This window comes from Peribacillus asahii, from assembly GCF_004006295.1.
Lineage (GTDB): Bacteria > Bacillota > Bacilli > Bacillales > DSM-1321 > Peribacillus > Peribacillus asahii_A.
Map to the genome: position 1 here is coordinate 767,698 of NZ_CP026095.1, position 18,748 is coordinate 786,445.

General features: G+C 37.7%; 17 protein-coding genes. 7 read left to right on the forward strand and 10 right to left on the reverse strand.

Going from position 1 to position 18,748, the window contains the following annotated elements:
* Positions 1-33: 33 nt before the first annotated feature.
* On the reverse strand, positions 34-1,632 hold the full coding sequence (locus tag BAOM_RS03905; RefSeq protein ID WP_127759136.1) for a spore germination protein: 1,599 nt from the start codon (positions 1,630-1,632) through the stop codon (positions 34-36).
* Between the two features lie 153 nt (positions 1,633-1,785).
* Positions 1,786-2,859, reverse strand: a complete 1,074-nt coding sequence (locus BAOM_RS03910; protein ID WP_127759137.1) for a GerAB/ArcD/ProY family transporter — start codon at positions 2,857-2,859, stop codon at positions 1,786-1,788.
* Between the two features lie 249 nt (positions 2,860-3,108).
* On the opposite strand from BAOM_RS03910, the gene cobT reads away from it, so the two are divergent.
* Entirely contained in the window at positions 3,109-4,143 is a 1,035-nt protein-coding gene (gene cobT / locus BAOM_RS03915; protein ID WP_373995330.1) for a nicotinate-nucleotide--dimethylbenzimidazole phosphoribosyltransferase, read from the forward strand.
* Positions 4,144-4,239: 96 nt separating this feature from the next.
* On the opposite strand, the gene BAOM_RS03920 is transcribed toward cobT, so the two are convergent.
* Positions 4,240-4,848, reverse strand: coding sequence for a DNA-3-methyladenine glycosylase (locus BAOM_RS03920; RefSeq protein WP_127759138.1), 609 nt, complete (start codon positions 4,846-4,848; stop codon positions 4,240-4,242).
* Between the two features lie 119 nt (positions 4,849-4,967).
* Between BAOM_RS03920 and proC the strand changes: the two genes are divergently transcribed.
* A complete protein-coding gene (proC, locus tag BAOM_RS03925) occupies positions 4,968-5,777 on the forward strand; it encodes a pyrroline-5-carboxylate reductase (protein ID WP_127759139.1) in 810 nt (269 codons plus the stop codon).
* A 157-nt stretch (positions 5,778-5,934) separates the two neighbouring features.
* Here proC and ald read toward each other — a convergent pair whose 3' ends face one another.
* The 4 genes from ald to BAOM_RS03945 form a co-directional block, all read right to left on the reverse strand.
* Positions 5,935-7,068, reverse strand: coding sequence for an alanine dehydrogenase (gene ald / locus BAOM_RS03930; RefSeq protein ID WP_127759140.1), 1,134 nt, complete (start codon positions 7,066-7,068; stop codon positions 5,935-5,937).
* A gap of 114 nt (positions 7,069-7,182) precedes the next feature.
* Entirely contained in the window at positions 7,183-8,445 is a 1,263-nt protein-coding gene (locus BAOM_RS03935) for a PucR family transcriptional regulator (RefSeq protein ID WP_257467607.1), read from the reverse strand.
* Positions 8,446-8,555: 110 nt separating this feature from the next.
* A complete protein-coding gene (locus tag BAOM_RS03940; RefSeq protein ID WP_127759141.1) occupies positions 8,556-9,554 on the reverse strand; it encodes an inorganic phosphate transporter in 999 nt (332 codons plus the stop codon).
* A gap of 16 nt (positions 9,555-9,570) precedes the next feature.
* The gene (locus BAOM_RS03945) at positions 9,571-10,188 is read right to left on the reverse strand and encodes a DUF47 domain-containing protein (protein WP_127759142.1); all 618 of its coding nucleotides are present in this window, start codon (positions 10,186-10,188) and stop codon (positions 9,571-9,573) included.
* 276 nt (positions 10,189-10,464) lie between these two features.
* Here BAOM_RS03945 and BAOM_RS03950 point away from each other — a divergent pair, with 276 nt between their 5' ends.
* Complete coding sequence (locus tag BAOM_RS03950) at positions 10,465-11,295, forward strand: aldo/keto reductase (RefSeq protein ID WP_127759143.1); 831 nt, start codon at positions 10,465-10,467, stop codon at positions 11,293-11,295.
* 477 nt (positions 11,296-11,772) lie between these two features.
* On the forward strand, positions 11,773-13,239 hold the full coding sequence (locus BAOM_RS03955; protein WP_127759144.1) for an alanine/glycine:cation symporter family protein: 1,467 nt from the start codon (positions 11,773-11,775) through the stop codon (positions 13,237-13,239).
* Positions 13,240-13,280: 41 nt separating this feature from the next.
* Here the strand turns inward: BAOM_RS03955 and BAOM_RS03960 are convergent, their stop codons facing one another.
* Positions 13,281-14,186: an RluA family pseudouridine synthase gene (locus BAOM_RS03960; protein WP_373995331.1), complete on the reverse strand. Its 906-nt coding sequence runs from the start codon at positions 14,184-14,186 to the stop codon at positions 13,281-13,283.
* Between the two features lie 230 nt (positions 14,187-14,416).
* Between BAOM_RS03960 and BAOM_RS03965 the strand changes: the two genes are divergently transcribed.
* Complete coding sequence (locus tag BAOM_RS03965; protein WP_127759146.1) at positions 14,417-14,833, forward strand: DUF5365 family protein; 417 nt, start codon at positions 14,417-14,419, stop codon at positions 14,831-14,833.
* A gap of 138 nt (positions 14,834-14,971) precedes the next feature.
* On the opposite strand, the gene BAOM_RS03970 is transcribed toward BAOM_RS03965, so the two are convergent.
* On the reverse strand, positions 14,972-15,439 hold the full coding sequence (locus tag BAOM_RS03970) for a thioredoxin family protein (RefSeq protein ID WP_127759147.1): 468 nt from the start codon (positions 15,437-15,439) through the stop codon (positions 14,972-14,974).
* Between the two features lie 353 nt (positions 15,440-15,792).
* On the opposite strand from BAOM_RS03970, the gene BAOM_RS03975 reads away from it, so the two are divergent.
* Positions 15,793-17,523, forward strand: a complete 1,731-nt coding sequence (locus BAOM_RS03975) for a phospho-sugar mutase (protein WP_127759148.1) — start codon at positions 15,793-15,795, stop codon at positions 17,521-17,523.
* Positions 17,524-17,790: 267 nt separating this feature from the next.
* Entirely contained in the window at positions 17,791-18,318 is a 528-nt protein-coding gene (locus BAOM_RS03980) for an NADPH-dependent FMN reductase (RefSeq protein WP_119116992.1), read from the forward strand.
* Between the two features lie 150 nt (positions 18,319-18,468).
* Here BAOM_RS03980 and BAOM_RS03985 read toward each other — a convergent pair whose 3' ends face one another.
* Entirely contained in the window at positions 18,469-18,714 is a 246-nt protein-coding gene (locus BAOM_RS03985) for a YhdB family protein (protein WP_127759149.1), read from the reverse strand.
* Between the last annotated feature and the right edge of the window lie 34 nt (positions 18,715-18,748).

The window sequence follows — 18,748 nt, forward strand, 5'->3', positions numbered from 1 at the left end:
TACTTTCGACTACTCCTTTCTTTGTTGTTAATCTCACACTTTATTCCGCGGCGGTTTCGGGGGTGATGTTTGTTCACGTTTGTTGTTTTTCTGACTGATTAAACGAGGGCGAGCAAACATTCCCCAATGAGGTACCCGAATAAGCGTATCTTTTAGATCCTTACTGATAAAAGGACCTAAAGGACTCATATAAGGAACCCCGAAAGAACGCAAGCTGCACATGTGAAGTACAAGCGCAATGACCCCGACTAATATCCCGAACAAGCCAAACGAAGCGGCAAGCGCCATCAATGGGAAACGGAGCATTCTAACGGACATGGACATAGTTGCGCCAGGAAGTACAAAACTTGAAACCGCAGTGACTGCAACAACGATGACCATGGCAGCCGATACAATTCCGGCTTCTACAGCCGCTGTCCCAATCACGAGTGTCCCTACAATAGATATAGCCTGTCCTACAGCCTTGGGCATGCGTATACCAGCTTCCCGTAAGATTTCAAACGACACTTCCATAATGGTAGCTTCAATGAATGCAGGGAAGGGAACCCCTTCCCGTTGAGCGGCTAAACTTAGCAGCAGTGGAGTGGGTAACATTTCCTGATGAAACGTGGTGATGGCGACATATAGGGATGGTCCTAGTAGAGCAATAAAAATACAAAAAAAACGAGTCAAACGAATAAGGCTGCTAATATCTGCACGCTGATAATAATCTTCTGGAGATTGGATAAAGGAGACGAACAGTGCCGGGACGATTAGAACAATAGGCGTTCCATCGACTAGTATGGCGACTTTCCCTTCCAAAAGCTCGGCAGCAATCACATCAGGACGTTCCGAATAATAGATAGTCGGAAAAGGACTGTATGTTTCATCTTGAATCAATTCCTCGATATAACCACTTTCTAAAATTCCATCGATATCAATCCGATCCAGACGCCTGTGCACTTCTTCGACGACTTTGTCATTCACAATTCCATCGATATACATGATCGCTACATCGGTTTTAGTCAATTTTCCAATTTTTTTCGATTCCAACCAAAGTTGGGGTGTTTTTATTTTTCGGCGAATTAACGCCGTATTGGTACGCAAGTTCTCTGTAAAACCTTCCTTTGGTCCTCGAACGACGGTTTCTGTGGTAGCTTCCGTTACACCACGGTCTTTTCCACCACGCATACTGATTGTAAAACCTTGTGCATAGCCATCCAATAAGAGAATAACATCCCCCGATAACAAGGAAGTGAATAAAGAATTGAATTCCGTCACATCTCGTATATCTCCAACTGCAAGGATGCGCTCCTTCAATACTTGTAAAACATTCTGTTGAGATGCTATCATTTGTTCTTGATCGGTATGGATATCTAATAGGAGTGATTCCATGATAAAGTTCTGAATAGCATTAGTGTCTACCAATCCATCCGTATAAAAAATGCAGGCTCTAATGAATCGCTCTTTGCCAATTTGGATTTCTCTAATCACGATGTCACTGCTATTTCCAAGCAGTTGCTGTACCTGTTGAATGTTTTCTTGAAGGTTTGTTTTTAATAAGTCTTCGTTTATTTCCTTATTTTGATTGTCTTTCTTGAATAAGGAGCGGTTAACGTTGTTTTTTCCTCGTTGTTTCTTAAACAAACTCATACATTTTATCCCCTTCTTAGTCTTTCGATTCTTCAGAAAGTAGACTTATTAGGTTCCTTATTAGCATGTCGATTTTCCAATTTTTAATACATTTAGGTTATTGCCGGTTATTTTATATTAACTACATTTCATAATGGGTTGGGGGAGATTAACTCATGTACGTTTTTTGGGGAATATGGCTACGCCTAACATGAATAATGGCAAAAGTCCACCAATGACTAAAGAGAATACAAAACCAATTTCACTATCCCAATATCGCTGTTCAATAACATTAGGAAAGAGCATTGAAGCAAAAGTCACAATAATCATACCTAAAGGTAAAGTTAGAGGTCGATAATCTTTCAAATTTAAAACTTGTGCAATCCCTAAACAAGTAGCATAAAAATAAAGAACCGTCTTACAATAAACTGTTATAATCCACATGGTTGCTATGACTACTTCTATTCGTTGCAGAAAGTTACCAATATTTATCATTTTGACCATTGCATAATTAGGGTATAGTCTTCTTTCAATCTGATACGGGTCAAGAACCAAAATAGATAATATGGTCATAATTAAAATGATAGAAATACCCATTAGATTTCCAATGAAAAATGATTTTTGAGCTTCTTTCGGTTGATTCACAGCGGAGGGGAAAATCATTAATAAAATAACAGCATTGAAAGCGAAAAGCGCTAATAATTGTATGGTTGGGTGCAGCAAAGGATTTATGCCATCCTCTAATACAGGTTGTATGTTTTCAAACTTAATTTGAGGAGAAATAAATAGCAATAATAAAAAAAGAATCATAAAGGCGATGAATGAAAGTTCTGCGGTCCGTGAAAATGTCTCTAGTCCGTGGCGGACAGCCATTACGACAATAATGGCTGTCAGGATATAAAGCACTTCTACAGGTGTATCTGGCAGGAGGTGTGTATTGAGAAAATTTCCTGAATAATATAACATTTCAGCCGTATAAACGAAAGGTAAGGAAAGAAAGAAAAGGGAAATGGCTTTTCCCAACCATTTTCCGAAAAGTGTCTCAATGATTTGAACAAAATTCATAGTAGGAAATAATAAAGCAATCGTATTAAACAACCAAATTACCAATAGTCCTAATCCCGCACTAAATATGACCGCAATCCAAGCATCTCGCTTTGCTTCGGCAACAGGGGCAATTGTTCCAATCGTAAACAAGGTTACCAACACTCTAAATTGACGTACAGATATCTTCTCATTGTTAAGCACCTTTCCACACCTCTCTTTGCGTGACACACTACTATAAATTATTACCAATAAAAAAAATTAAAACCCAGTTCATAAAGAGCCGAGTTTTTAGCATTTAATAACACCATCTATTCGTGCGAAATGCTTTTTAAAGTGTTTGTTTTATCATGCTTGACGAGTCATGATAAAATGAGATGAGATCGTATATGAAAATGTTTTCAAGTTATCTGGATTTTGGTATGGGAGGATATTAAAGTGACGGAAGAATTTGTGTCAGCGATTAAGATTCCACCGCTTGATGAAGCGATGGGGGCAACGGTAGAGAAATATTTAGATACTTTAACAAAGCCGCCTGGTAGTTTAGGGCGATTAGAAGAATTAGTGATTGAGCTTGGGAAAATGACGGGAGAAGCTTTTCCGCAAGTAACAAAACCAGGTGTCATTGTGTTTGCGGCAGATCATGGGATTACAGCGGAAGGCGTGTCGGCATTTCCGAAAGAAGTAACGGAACAAATGGTGCGTAATTTTCTAAATGGTGGAGCTGCGATTAATGTGTTTAGCCGAGCGATTGGTGCCGAGTTTGCGATTGTTGATATTGGTATTGATTCTGAGATTGAAGCAGAAGGATTAACATCTAAAAAAGTACGCCGTGGTACAGGAAATTTTTATAAAGAAGAAGCGATGACGCGTGAGGAAGCGATTCAAGCGCTGAAAATTGGCTATGAAGAAGGCGAAAAAATGCTTGCCAAAGGAGTGAAGTGCTTCATTCTTGGTGAGATGGGAATCGGTAATACGACACCGAGCAGTGCGATTACCGCTGTTTTAAGTGGACAAGATATGGAAAAACTTGTTGGCTTTGGAACAGGACTTGTGAGTGAGAGTGTTTTACATAAGCAAAAAGTAATTGAACAAGCGATTAACAATAGACAACCAAATCCGAATGACCCAATTGATCTGTTAACAAAAATCGGTGGTTTAGAAATTGCGGGAATGGCAGGGGCGATGCTTGCGGCAGCTAGTCATCGTGTACCGATTCTCGTTGATGGATTTATCGCGACAGTCTCTGCTTTACTAGCTAATATGATTGCAGAAGGCGCTTCTAACTATATGTTTGTTGGTCATCAATCTGTTGAGCCAGGTCACAAAGCTGCAGCTGAATTATTAGGAAAGAAACCGCTTGTAGACTTAGGCATGCGATTAGGTGAAGGAACAGGGGCCGCTGTTGCTTTTCCGATTTTGCAAGCAGCGACACTTGCGCTTAAAGAAATGGCAACTTTTGCAGATGCAGGCGTGTCTTCAAATTAATGATAAAAACGTATCTGAATGGTTATAATCAGTAACTATTTCAGGTACGTTTTTTATTTTAGCTAGATTAAATAGGTAAGAAAGAATGAGAAAAATCTATTTAGAGGTGCCTTTTCGATGACGTGATACAAAGGGGTTATTAGTAACCCAAAAACGCCAAGGATATTCCTTCGCTTCCCCTGTATTGTCAATTCCGATACGAGCTCCAGATGAAATCTCATCTGGAATTTTCCCTTGGACAATAACTAGGGGAGGGGTTGAAAAAGAATGTCCGTAATCTTCCATCGTGATGCCCAATGCTTTCGTTAGTTTGCCGGGTCCGCTCGTTAAGTTTTTTAGATTGTCTGTACCACGTCTTATTTGCATTAAGTCAATTCCCATATAAGGTTCGACGGCTCGAATTAAGATTGCTTCTGGTTTTTCAAGTGGGCCGCTGACAACATTCACCAATGTATGTGTGTGCATCTTGTATGTATAAATCAAGCCTGCTTCTCCAAACATCACTTCTGTCCGTTTTGTCCGTCGATTGTTATAGCTATGAGCTGCACGGTCTTCTGGTCCCATATAGGCTTCTGTTTCAACGATATAGCCGGAAGCTGTTCCTTCTGCTGTTTCTTTCACGAGAAGACAGCCAAGCAATGATTGAGCAAGCTGTAGGGTTGGTTGTTGAAAAAAGTCAGCAGGTAGACCTTGAGTATAATTCATAGTATCCTCCTATTTGAATGTCTCAACTGTATTTTAACAAAGAGGGAATCAGTTCTAAAATTCAGCTTTGTTTGGATATAATGAAGGTTGAGATAAGGGAAGAATGGACGTGAATGTAGATGGACAAGAAGATTGGGTTTATCGGCTGTGGAAAAATGGGAAGTGCCATGATAGAAGGGATGTTAAAAGCAGAAGTTGTACAGCCGGCTGATATAAAAGTAAGTGCCTCAACAGCTTCTACTCTTACAAAAGTTGAACAAAGATATAGGATAAAAGGAAGTTTAAATAATCAAGAGGTGGCCAAGTTCGCTGATTACCTTTTCTTGGCGATTCAACCGGCCCTTCATCAGGAGATAGTAAAGGAAATAAAATCTGTTCTAAAAGAAGAGGTCACGATTATTACGATGGCTGCCGGGGTGAGTATTGAACAAATTGAAAAAGGGATAGGCAGGAAAGTGAAAGTCGTTCGGACAATGCCGAATACACCCTCGTTAATTGGAGAAGGGATGACGGCAATGAGTGTAAATGAGGAAATGACGAAAAAAGAATTAGTAGAAGTAGAACGTTTATTCAATAGTTTTGGTAAAACAGAGTTAATTCAAGAGTCATTAATGGATGCTGTACCTGCGATTAGTGGTTCTTCACCAGCTTATGTCTATATGTTTATTGAAGCGTTAGCAGATGGGGGAGTTCGCGATGGGATTCCACGACAACAAGCGTATCGCATGGCAGCGCAAGCAGTACTAGGTGCGGCTAAAATGGTATTAGAAACGGAGCAACATCCTAGTATGTTGAAGGATGATGTATGCACGCCAGGCGGCTCAACTATTCAGGCAGTCGCTGTATTAGAAGAAAATAGATTTAGAGCTTCGATTTTAGAAGCGATGAAAGCTTGTACGAGCAAGACAAAATGTTTAAAGGATCATTGATTTTTCCCGTTTAACTTAATAGGGGTTCTCGCTGATACATAATGTATTTTAACGATAAAGTGAAACTTCCATGGGGGGCTTACTGCCTGTTAAGTGTTGGGATAAAGGAAAAGGAAACCCCGCTAAGACTAAACTTACAATGGGGTTTCCTTGTTCATTAAGCACTAATATTTTTCGGATTTATTGCATCTTGAACAGGTACGTACGTATAACCAAGATCATGTGCGACGGCAGCAAAGGTGATTTCGCCATTCGCTACGTTTACTCCTTGTGCAAGTGCGTCATTTTCAAGAATGGCTTTTATGACACCTTTATTAGCAATTTGTAAAGCATAAGGGATTGTGACATTCGCTAATGCAGTTGTGGAAGTTTGCGGAACTGCACCAGGCATATTTGCCACTGCATAATGGACAACACCATGTTTGACATACGTTGGATAATCATGTGTTGTAACATGGTCAACCGTTTCAAAAATGCCTCCTTGGTCAACTGCTACATCGATAATGACAGAACCTGGTGACATTGATTGAACCATCTCTTCTGTGACAAGCTTTGGTGCTTTTGCTCCTGGAATTAACACGGCGCCAATAACTAAGTCAGCTTCTTTTACCGCTTCGCTAATATTATAAGGATTAGAGATTAAAGTAGTCAGTTGGTTTCCAAATATATCATCCAGTTGGCGAAGGCGCTCTGAGCTTAAATCAAGAATCGTGACGTCAGCTCCTAAGCCGATAGCGATTTTCGCTGCATTTGTTCCAACGACCCCGCCACCGATAATCGTGACTTTTCCACGCTTGACACCAGGTACTCCTCCGAGAAGAATTCCTTTTCCGCCTTTTGGTTTTTCAAGAAATTGAGCGCCAATTTGTGCTGCCATTCGTCCTGCTACTTCACTCATTGGCGTTAATAGCGGCAGGGTGCGATTAACGGATACTGTTTCATAGGCAATAGCCATAACGCCGCTGTTCTTTAATGCTTGTGTTAATGCTGGATCAGCTGCTAGATGCAGATAAGTAAATAGAATTAAATCTTTACGGAAATATTGATATTCTTCTGCAATTGGTTCTTTTACCTTTAAAATCATGTCGGAGCTTGCCCAAACACTGGACGCATCTTCAACAAGTACAGCTCCTGCTTGTTGGTAAGCTTCATTTGTAAAACTACTACTCAGTCCAGCATCTTGTTCGATGAATACTTCATGACCGGCACTGACTAATGCGATGACACCGGCTGGAGTGATGGCTACACGATTTTCATTATTTTTGATTTCTTTTGGAATACCTATACGCATATTTTTCAGTCCCCCTATTGTTCTGAATATTCTTAATATAAATATTATAAGCTTGAAATGAGGAAGACGTGTTTGTGAAAAAGAAAGAACGTAAGAAAGAGTCTTTGTGGAATTTCACAAAGACTCTTTTTTTACGGCTTGTTGATATTGTATAAGCTTTAGGTCTAAAAAGATTGACATCTTTTGGAGAGGGTCTTTCAGTCGAACATGCCCGATTTCTGTTATGCGCTTTAAACGATACGTAAGTGTATTGACATGTATATGAAGTTGCTTGGATGCATCATTTGGATTTCCATCCATTTCTAAATATACAGTCAGGGTATGCAATAATGATGTTTGGTGTTTTTCATCATATTCTTGTAATTTGCGAATGCACGGATGAGGGAGATAATCGTTCTTGTTGCTTAGTTTTTCTAGTAATTGAAAAATGCCCAATTCTTCGTAATGAAGAACCGAAGCTAATTCTAGTGGGAAAATCTGTTTTAATTTTAATGTGTATAGTGCTTCCTCATAACTAAGCATGACATTTTCAATCTGTTGATAGCAATGACCTGATGCGCCGAGAATAGGTTCTACACCGAAGCGCTTCCTCATTTCTAAAATAAAAAACGGGATAAATTCGTAACTAGATGAAGAGAGGGAAGCATCATTGGTTCGTTCTGTGCCAGTTAAAATAATGAGTTTGTTTTGGTCAACCGTAAATAAAAAAGTTTTTATTTTTTGAGAGGTTGTTAGCATATAGGAAATATAACGCTCGCTTTCCCTAGTAATGTCCTGTGGAAATTCGAAGACGATAATGGCGAAATTTTGTGGTGTAGAAAGCGAAAGTTTCTTGAAGTTAGCGGTAATTTCTGCTTCATCCTGGTAATGTCCAGTGATTAAACGCCATAAAAATTCTTGTTGACTGGCTTCTGTTCTTTTTTTCTTTAATTGAAGTTGTTGAAGTTGGTTTTTTGCTTCTTTTGCAGCAAACTGTAGAAAGTCTAAAGCTTCTTCGTTAAATGGTTTATTGGCTTCTAATGCCCAAATGAAACCGAGAATTTCATTGTTTTTCCGAATAGAGACGGCTGCACGGTTGCCGAGACCAACCTCATGAATAGCCATAATCTTTATCGGTGTATCATCTTTTAAAAGAGCGGGAATAATGCCATCTTTCCATAAGCTATTAATGACTTTTTCTGGGACGCGGCGACCGATAATCGTGGAGATTCGTGCTTGGTCAGTTGTATCTTCATGGGTGCTGTAGGCGAGTAAACGATGATTGCCATCTTCTATTGTAATTGGGCAGCCTAAAACAGAACTAATTCGGTCAGCGAATTCCATTAAGTCTCCATATAGGTCTTTGAAAATATGTCTGTTGTTCATATATTCTGTCATACGTTTTTGCCCCTCGCGATCTATACTATCGAGTTAAATTTTAGTTGATTTTACCATATTTAAGCATACAAAAAAATCCTTTCTAACAAGAATTAGAAAGGATTTTTTACTTAAAATAAGAAATTAATGATGATATATGTCACTCCTGCGATAGTAGCAGAAATCGGCAATGTAATAAACCATGTGATAATCATTCTTTGTGCTGTGCCCCATTTAACCCCTTTTACACGGTGAGCGGAACCTACACCAAGAATAGAAGATGAAATAACATGTGTTGTACTTACTGGTACTCCCATAGCTGTTGCTCCGAAAATAACACTTGCTCCAGTTAAATCAGCAGCAACTCCGTTAACAGGACGGATTTTCATAATTTTACCGCCGACCGTTTTAATGATCTTCCAACCGCCGACAGATGTACCAAGACCCATAGCTAGCGCACAGGATACTTGAACCCAAAGTTGGATATCTGTTGTTGTAGCATATCCATTAGTAATAAGGGCCATTGTAATAATCCCCATCGCTTTTTGAGCGTCATTTGTACCATGTGTATACGATTGTAAAGCGGCTGTTGCAATTTGCATCATACGGAATTTTTTATTGGTTTTTGCTAAGTTGTTGTTTTTAAAGATGACTTTAAAAATGCTGTATACAAGAAAACCGACAGCAAAAGCAAGTAATGGTGAAATAATTAATGCTTGGACAATTTTAAGGAATCCTTCCCATTTAATTGCACCGAAGCCAGCCGCTGCGATAGCTGCACCTGCAATAGAACCAATTAGGGCATGTGAAGAACTACTTGGAATTCCGTAATACCAAGTAATTAAATTCCATGCAATTGCCGCAATTAAGGCAGCAAGAATAACATATGAACCATTAGGTAAAGTAAATGGATCCACAATATCCTTCGTAATCGTTTTTGCTACGCCAGTGAATGTCATTGCACCGACAAAGTTCATCACAGCTGCTAAAATAATTGCATGACGCGGTTTTAAAGCTTTTGTTGAAACGGAAGTAGCAATTGAGTTCGCTGTATCATGAAATCCGTTAATAAAGTCGAATGCCAAAGCAAAGAAGACAATAAGTATAGTTAAAATTAATAAAGTATCCATGTTTTAGGAAGACCCCTTACGCATTTTTCATGATGATTGTTTCTAATGTGTTGGCAACGGCTTGGCAATCATCAGCGATGTCTTCAAGACTTTCATAAATTTCTTTATATTGAATAATGCGAATCGGATCTTTTTCATTTGTAAATAAGCTTTTAATGGATTGGCGTTGAACACCATCACAAACGGATTCTAAATCTTTAATTTTGATGGCGTTTTCACGAATCGCTGCTAGCTTTTTCGTGGAAAGCTTATCAACAGCTATTTCAATTTCAGCACCACATTGTTTAATCGCTTCAACAAACTTCAGCATGTATTCGTCTGCATTTACAATCGAGTACATTTCGAATAGAGCAGCACAATGTTCAAGGCCATCTAGCACATCATCCATTCTCATTGTTAATTCAAGAATATCTTCTCGTTCAATTGGTGTGATAAAGGCATTATTTAATTCTTTAATGACTGTATGAACCATAGAGTCTCCTTTATGTTCATACTCTTTCATCTTTTCAGAAAATACCTTTAAATCACTAATATTTTGTAGTTTATAGTCTGCGAAATAGTCTGCTCCTTCTTTAATATTGTGTGCAATGTCTAGCAGCATTACTGCAAACTTATCTTTTTTCTTAAAAGCCATATTTAAAAGCCCCCTAAAATTAGTAAAACGTATAAGCAAAATGCTATGTATCAATAGTATTTGCTAAATCATTGTAGCGAATACATTATCGAACATGAAGAGATTTTAATGAATCTTTACAAAATCTTAATAAAACTTTACAAAAAATCAAAAGGGGATAAATATTCTCCACAAAAAATTAATAAAAGTGGAGATGAGTCATCAATCCCAAGTTGGATAGTTGGAATATAAAGGGCCTTTATGATATAATTGGAAAATAAAAAAGGAGGGGTTCGAATGATCTCTAATATAAAAGAAACCATCACCTTACATAATGGAGTGGAAATTCCACAGCTCGGTTTTGGGGTATTTAAAGTAGAGAATGGAAGTCAGACGGTACAATCTGTGAAAAAAGCTTTAGAGGTAGGATATCGCTCCATTGATACAGCTGCGATTTATCAAAATGAAGAAGGAGTAGGACAAGCGATTCGAGAGAGCGGCATTCCACGTAAAGATATTTTTGTAACGTCTAAAGTATGGAATACGGATCAAGGGTATGAATCGACATTAGCCGCTTTTGACGCTAGTTTAAAACGATTAGGGCTAGACTATTTAGATTTATACTTAATTCATTGGCCGGGTAAAGATAAATATGTAGACACATGGAGAGCGTTGGAGACGCTATATAAAGAAGGAAAAGTAAGAGCGATTGGTGTGAGTAATTTTCATATTCATCATTTAGAGAACTTGTTGAAGTCTAGTGAAATGAAACCGGTTATTAATCAAATTGAGCTTCATCCGCGTTTAACCCAAGTGGAAATTCGTGAGTTTTGCCAACAGCATGATATTCAGGTAGAAGCTTGGTCTCCTTTAGGACGCGGAGTTTTATTAGATAATCCAACGATTGGTGAGATTGCAAAGAAACATGGTAAAACTTCAGCCCAAGTTATTATTAGATGGCATCTTCAGCATGGGATTGTCGTGATTCCAAAATCTGTGACACCTGCAAGAATCGAAGAAAATGCTCAAGTATTTGATTTTGAGTTAAGTGTTGAAGAAATGAAGGAAATTGATGGATTACATGCAAATGAACGGGTTGGAAGCAATCCAGATGAGCTGCTTTTTTAAAGCATGATATGAGTGAATAGTTCGGCTCCCTTCAGCATTGTTGAAGGGAGCCGAATTTATGTATAATCCATGCTCTTTAAAGGGAATATTTAGAGAAAAAACTATTTTTAAAATAATAATCGTAGAAATAGATTGATTATTGGTTGATTTATCTACTATTCTATTTGTTTGGTAAATCGTTTTAGTTATTTTTTATTAAATACAGGATGCAGAAAGCATTGATGATATTCTACAATACATATTTATCCATATTTCATGCAATTTACTTATTTACATATTGAATGGTGTCTAATTTTGGCGAATATTCGCCTCTTATTCATTAATAACGTTCGTTTATAAGGGGATAAAAGGCGATTTGAGGGAGATTAATTTCAGAAAATTTTGTTAATTTTTGAAAAAAATATTGAATTAATATAATGATATACTTTATACTTGGTTTTATAAATAAAAAATGAATAGGCTGAGGGAGGGATTTCTTTGGAAGAATTAGTAACGAAAATTAGTGAGTTTTTATGGAGCCCACCACTGATTATCTTTTGTGTGCTAGTGGGATTATATTTCAGTGTACGTTCTGGTTTTCTACAAATTCGTCATGTAAAAGATATGGTGCGATTGTTGATTGTTGGGAAAAGTTCTGATGCCGGTGTTTCATCTTTCCAAGCATTAGCGTTGGCGCTATCTGGTCGTATTGGGGTAGGGAATATCTCGGGTACAGCAACAGCGATTGCGTTCGGTGGACCAGGGGCTGTTTTTTGGATGTGGATGATTACATTCTTAGGTGCAGCGACAGCATTCGTTGAGTCGACGCTAGCTCAAATCTATAAAGAGAAGCAAGATGGAGAGTATCGTGGTGGTCCCGCGTATTATATTGAAAAAGGGTTAGGGTTGAAATGGTTTGCGGTCATTATGGCCATTGCTATTACAATTGCGATGGCGGTGCTAATGCCTGGAGTACAATCCAATTCAATTGCTGTAGCTATTGACAATGCCTTTCATATCAATAAACTTTGGGTCGGTATTGTTATTATTGTCATATTAGCTCTTATTATTTTTGGTGGAGTAAAAAGGATTGTTAATGTTGCACAATATGTTGTTCCGTTTATGGCTGGTGCTTACGTTCTTGTAGCTATTATTGTTGTTATTATGAATTTCTCTCAAATTCCAGCTGTGTTTGGTCTTATTTTTAGCAGTGCCTTTGGAGCAGATTCGTTGTTTGGTGGTATTCTTGGTTCTGCGATTGCTTGGGGAGTAAAACGTGGTATTTATGCTAATGAAGCTGGACAAGGTACAGGTGCTCACCCAGCGGCAGCAGCTGAAGTATCTCATCCGGCTAAACAAGGTTTAGTACAAGCTTTCTCGATTTATCTTGATGTATTCTTAATCTGTACAGCGACTGCCTTTATGATTTTATTTACAGGTACGTACAATACGATTGATGAAAAATCTGGAGAATATATTGTTCAAAATATTGAAGGTGTAGAAGAAGGACCTGGTTATACACAAGCAGCTATTGAAACAATTATCCCAGGCTTTGGGTCTGGGTTTGTAGCGATTGCTTTACTATTCTTTGCTTTTACAACAATTATGGCTTATTACTATATTGCTGAAACCAATGTAGCTTATTTATTAAAAGGTAGAAGTAGTAAGGTAGCTTCAGCAGCGTTAAAAATTGTTTTCTTAGCAGCTGTTTTCTATGGAGCTGTAAAAGAAGCTACGTTAGCATGGACATTAGGGGATATCGGACTTGGAATTATGGTGTGGTTGAACTTGATTGCCTGTGTTCTATTGGCTAAACCGGCGTTTATCGCATTAAGAGACTATGAGAAACAGAAGAAGCAAGGATTGGATCCTACTTTTAACTCGACGAAACTCGGTATTAAGAACGCTGATTTCTGGGCGAATGGTTATAAACATCCAGAAAAGAAAAAGGATCAAGTATCATAATAAAAGAAGAGCATCTGCTTCATTGGCGGATGCTCTTCTTCTTATATATGTGGAAAAATAGCTGGTTTGTCTAAAAAAGGAGCTATGCATACGATTTTTTCTTCGGTAATAGGGTGGATGAATTCAATTTTTTTTGCATGTAAAGCTTGGCGGGGGAATGTTCGTTTTCCGCCGTATAATGTATCACCTGCTAAAGGGTGATGAATGTGACTGAAATGGACGCGAATTTGATGTGTTCTTCCGCTTTCTAATGTACAGCTAACGAGTGTTCTATTTTGATCTGGGTAACGCTGTAACACTTGATAGTTTGTTCGGGCAGTTTGACCTGTAGGCGAAACTCTGCGTCTTGTAGCGTGATGGCGATCACGGCCGATTTTCTCTTGAACGGTTCCTTGGTTTAGCTTCATAATTCCTTCTACTAAGGCATAATACGTTCGTTTGATTTTCCGTTCTTCCAGCATTTTATCCAACATGGATCCAGCAAGACGATTTTTGGCAAAAAGAACCGCTCCTGTTGTGTCTTTATCTAGACGATGGATATGCTTGATCATACAGTTTTGGCCCGTTTGTTGCAGATAATAAGCAACACCGTTAATCAATGTTTTATGATCATGTTCTTGAGAAGGATGAGTATCCATTTGCGCGGGTTTATTAGCAATTAAAATATGATCATCTTCATATAAAATAGAAATATGTAAATTTGTAGGGGGAACCTTTTCTGTTGCATTATTTGTAAAAAGAGGGATGCTCAATTCGTCCCCTTTTACAAGCTTCGTTGACCAAGGCATTTGTTCGTTGTTTATCGTTACTTCTTTACTCATTCGCCACTCATGTATGAGTTTTTTGGGAGCTTGCCAGTATTGCTTAAAAAGATCTTCGATTGTAAGTTTACTCCATTTTTCCGGGACCTCTATAAGTAAGTGGTTGGCTTTTTTACTAGTATGAATCAATTTTCTTCCTACTTTCAAAATATAATATGGATAGCTTGGTGAATGTAGGTACACCGATAACAATATAAGGATTTTTATTCTATCGTTAGACCTATTGTTCTTTTGTTTGTGGGGATAATTCCCACAGTTTTTTTACAGTTATTATGTTATTCTAGAGAAAGCATTGTTACACAGATTATCTATACATATGGCTATAGGTCTAATGTGTTAAAGAAGGTGGTGTTTTTATGAAGATTGTACTTTCTTCAACGGTAGAACAGGAACAAGAAATTGCTAACCTTGCCTCGTATCTCTATGATTCTGTGTTTCCTAAATTTTTTACAGAAGAAGAGATTCGACACTTTCAAGAGATTGGTGTACTACAAGTGAATAAGAGTGATTTTCCGTATAGCGGTACGTTAAGAGCGGCTTTTCAAGTTATCGCATGTTTGCAAGTAATGATTGTTATTCTTGAGAAAAAAGAACAGGATGCTTCTTCAGTTGATTCTGAGTTAGTTAAACAATTTGAGCAAAATATTACACTTTTGAATGAATACGGGATTTTCTTTCCTTTTTATTATAAACATTTTAATCGTATTCAAAAGGAAAGTCCTGAAAATACAAATATGATGTACACTCAGCCGGATAACGAATTTTTAATTTAAATGTTAAAGAAAGAGCTAGTTTATATGAATGGGAAAGGTTTGTCCTTCTTTCATATAAGCTGGCTCTTTCTGTATTAGATTGGGGCTCATTTGTGTGAGAACGTGTTATTAACCATAATCGTTAACAAACCCTAGATTTTAATTGATTTCATTCTTTTCAAACCACTTTCGAAAGGTGGCTTCCTCGTTAGAGCCTACTATACGTTCCACTTCAACTCCGTTTTTAAAATACACGATTGTTGGCAGTATATCTATATGATAGTCGTCTTGACTTTCTTTAAATTCTAATAGATTAAATTGAACTAAATCAATTCCCATTTTCTCAGCTAGTGGAGCGACAATCGGTGTTATGTGTTGAGACTGAGAATCTTTAGAGCTATAGAAATAGACGGTCTTATTTTTTTTGTTGTGAAGATCTGCTGATAATTCGTCTGGTAAAATTAAATTTTGATAATTAGGATCTGTTAATTGCTTAATAGTCGCAGGATGAAGTTCTTTTTTACCATACGGGTTGCTATTGGATTGTTCTTCTTGTTTTGTATTTGTAATTAAGATAACGGCAGTAAAGGCAATCAGAGCCGTTGAAAGAATCAGCATTTTTTTCATGAAGCTTTGGCCTCCTTAGATTTGTTCCAAATGATATAACGATAGAGGATGAAAAATGCCGTTAGAACTAAAAATGGAAGTTACTATATAGCTCAGTATAAGACCCTCTTTTATGTTTTTGTTTTATTCTTTTCTGTTGAAATTATAGTATGTTTAAAGCGCTTGTGTAAAATATATGTTCTTTTATGAACTAAGATTTGTCTCTATAAATGAAAGTGAAGTCTAAAAATGAACAAATTATAATAATATAATAAAGCCTTTAAAGGGTATTCACTTCATTTGCTGGAAATATTATGATAATTTTAGTTATAAGAGAATTAATACTAAAGGCATGGAGAGGGGCTTGTTGGTATATGACATGGAAATCAACATTTGAAAAGTGGGTAAGTGATTCAAATCTGGATGAAGAATTACGAAATGCATTAGAAGCAATCAAACACGATGAAGCAAAATTAGAGGAAGCCTTTTATAAAAACTTAGAGTTTGGTACAGGCGGTATGCGAGGAGAAATTGGTGTTGGAACAAACCGAATGAATGTGTATACCGTTCGCAAAGCAACAAAAGGTTTAGCCGACTATATTCAATCGTTTGGAGAGGAAGCAAAGAAGCGCGGTGTTGTGATTGCATATGATTCACGTCATAAATCGCCGGAGTTTGCGTTTGAAGCAGCTAAAACGTTAGCAACAGAAGGGATTAAAGCGTATGTATTCGATGAATTGCGCCCAACGCCGCAACTTTCATTTGCTGTTCGCGAGCTGCAGGCTTTTGCGGGTATTGTCATTACTGCAAGTCATAATCCTCCTGAATATAATGGATATAAAGTGTATGGACCAGACGGGGCGCAGCTGCCGCCAACAGCTGCTGATCTTGTTATTCAATATGTAGAAGCCATTGAAAATGAGCTTTCTATTCAAGTGAGAGAGGTTAACGAACTTAAACAACAAGGGCTTATTGAAATAATCGGAGAAGGGCTTGACCGAGCGTATAATCAGCAGCTATTAACAGTGCCAGAAAATCCGCAGCTTGCCGAGGAAGTAGATGTGAAGCTTGTATTCACTCCGCTTCACGGTACAGCCAATAAATCGGTTCGTCGTGCATTACATGATTTAGGCTATCAAAATGTTCATATTGTTAAAGAACAAGAACTGCCTGATGCGAATTTCTCAACGGTGAAATCTCCGAATCCTGAAGAGCATGCTGCGTTTGAAAAAGCAATTGAAGTAGGGAATGAAGTGGATGCGGACTTATTAATTGCAACGGACCCGGATGCTGACCGTCTTGGAATTGCGGTAAAAAATGAAAACGGGGAATATGTAGTTTTAACGGGGAACCAAACAGGAGCGTTATTTTTAGATTACTTACTCACACAAAAGCAAGCAAAAGGGGCAATTCCTAAAAATGGAGTTGTATTGAAAACAATTGTTACATCAGAAATTGGTCGAGCGATTGCAGATACACATGGTTTGACTACGGTTGACGTGTTAACAGGGTTTAAATTTATTGCTGAGAAGATTCATGAATATGAAGAAAGCGGTTCTAATACCTTCTTATTTGGCTATGAAGAAAGTTATGGCTATTTAATTAAAGACTTTGCGCGTGATAAAGATGCCATTCAAGCGGCTGTATTGGCTGTTGAAGTGTGTGCCTATTACAAAAAGCAAGGAATGACACTTTATGAAGGGCTAATGCATATTTTTGGGAAATATGGATTCTATTTAGAAGGGTTACGCTCGCTTACATTGAAAGGCATTGAAGGAGGAAGACAAATTCAAGGAATTCTCGAACACTTCCGCCAAAATCCTCCGACTGAGATTGCTGGACAAAAGGTGTCTATTCAAGAGGATTATAAGAGTAGAAAAAGAGTATCGATGGAAACAAAAATGGAGGAAACGATTGAACTTCCGAATTCTAATGTACTAAAGTATATTTTGGAAGACGGTACATGGGTTTGCCTGCGCCCATCCGGCACGGAACCAAAAATTAAATTTTACTTCGGCATTCAAGGAAAATCGATGGAAGAAGCTAAAGAAAAGCTTTCGAAGGTTACCGATATTTTCATGAAAAATATTGAAGAACTTATTTAAATAGCAGGCTCTGTTAATAGGGCTTACTGTTCAAGCGCGGACGAAGGGTGATACACTCTTCGTCTTTTTATGAACATGTTTTACTGGCAGCGGGATATTCTTATTTATTTTTTGTAAGCCTATTATTTTGAAATATTAACTTATTTGTTTATACTTTATAAGTGAAAACATTGTAATGAATGAGGAACTATGTTTCTTCATCTCATTAAAACTTATATGGTTGCATGAAAGTTGTTCACGCAATGGCCAAGTTGGAGGAGTTTGGATATGAAATTAGTTATCATTAATGGATCACCACGTAAACAAGGACGTACAGGTATTGCATCTCGCTTTATTTCAAGAACATACGGAGCGGAGCTTATTGATTTAAGCACATCTTCATTACCATTATATAAAGGTGAAGCGGAACAATATCAATTAGAAGAGGTTGTACAATTACAACAAGCAATTAAAGAAGCAGATGGCGTGATTTTAGCCACTCCTGAATATCATAATTCTATGAGCGGTGCTTTGAAAAATGCATTAGACTTCTTAAGTGCTGAGCAGTTTACAAATAAACCGGTTGCCTTACTAGCAGTAGCTGGTGGTGGAAAAGGCGGAATTAACGCATTAAATTCCATGAGAACTGTTGGACGCGGTGTGTATGCGAATGTTATTCCGAAACAATTAGCGTTAGATCCAGATCAGTTCGACTATGAACATGATGGACTAAATGAGGCAGCTGCAAAATCTGTTGCTGAATTAATTGACGAGCTTAACCTGTATGCAAAAGCGTTTCAAGCCGTAACAAAATAACAGGCTTTATTTACTATAATCAGTTCATAAAAAGAAGGGGCAGACACATAAATGTGTTTGCTCCTTCTTTATTTCGCTATAAGGGTTACCAGCCATAGTAAAATCCCTATTGTATAAAATGCCCGGTTTTGTAAACACTATTGATGAATTTTAGATAGGAAGTTCATGCAAATAGTGGGACATCGTTTTTTCTGATGCATGATCCAGGTAGCGCAATAAGGCGTACAATTTTGCTTCAATAATTTGATAATCGTGTTCGAAATGATAAGCGTGTAAGAAATGTTCAATTTTCTTTGACAAGAACTGATCCTCGGTCCGGACCATTAAAATGAGTAGTTGATCCCAGTCTGAGCGATGGATATAAAATAAAGCTGTATCGTAAATAGAAGTTGTCATTAAAAGTTCCTCCTTAATAAGGAGCTATTTGTAT